Raw genomic sequence first — 559 nt, 5'->3', positions numbered from 1 at the left:
GTGGAAAATGGCTGAAGGAACATGGGCGGAAGAACCCGAAGAGGTGACAAAGCCGGAAGAACAGAATGAGGAAGAAGAGGCTCAATCGATCTTTAGCCCCCTTCTTCTGAAAGTCATCCAAGAGGATGAATCCGGAGGGGATGAAGCAGAGAATACAGAAGACCTGGAGATCGAGGAAGAGTCCATCGTGGGGCCATGGATCATTGAGGAAACCGCTACGGATGCAGGGCGATTTAATAAGTTGAAGCTGAGCAAAGGGTTTATCGGAAATGGATGGCGTAGCTGTAAAAAAGTCATCCCCATTCTCCTAGCGAAGTGGAGGCAATATATCCGTCCTCGTTTTAGTTCGTGGGCGTTGAAATGCCGTTTGGGGTGGCAGAAGTTAAGAACCCGAAAAGATATAGTGCCAGAAGAGGTTGTGGAACTTACGCATGAGAACAGAACTGGAGAAGAAGGGTTGGAGTTGCCTCATCCTCCCGTTTCCATTGCAGAGTATCCGGAGCAGACACAGGCAAAGACTGGACAACAAAGCCCAAAGGGGTTAAAAGGAATCGTTCTC

At 48.8% G+C, this 559-nt stretch carries 1 protein-coding gene; it reads left to right on the top strand.

The genetic code is table 11. From position 1 onward, the window contains the following. The coding region (locus tag ACQ76X_RS36165; RefSeq protein ID WP_438498704.1) for a hypothetical protein at positions 1 to 559 on the top strand (559 nt) is incomplete at both ends.

The sequence above is a fragment of the Paenibacillus sp. IHBB 3054 genome, assembly GCF_051594305.1.
Lineage (GTDB): Bacteria > Bacillota > Bacilli > Paenibacillales > Paenibacillaceae > Paenibacillus_AQ.
Note: the sequence above shows the minus strand (reverse complement) of the source record. Positions and strands in the feature narration are given on the sequence as shown.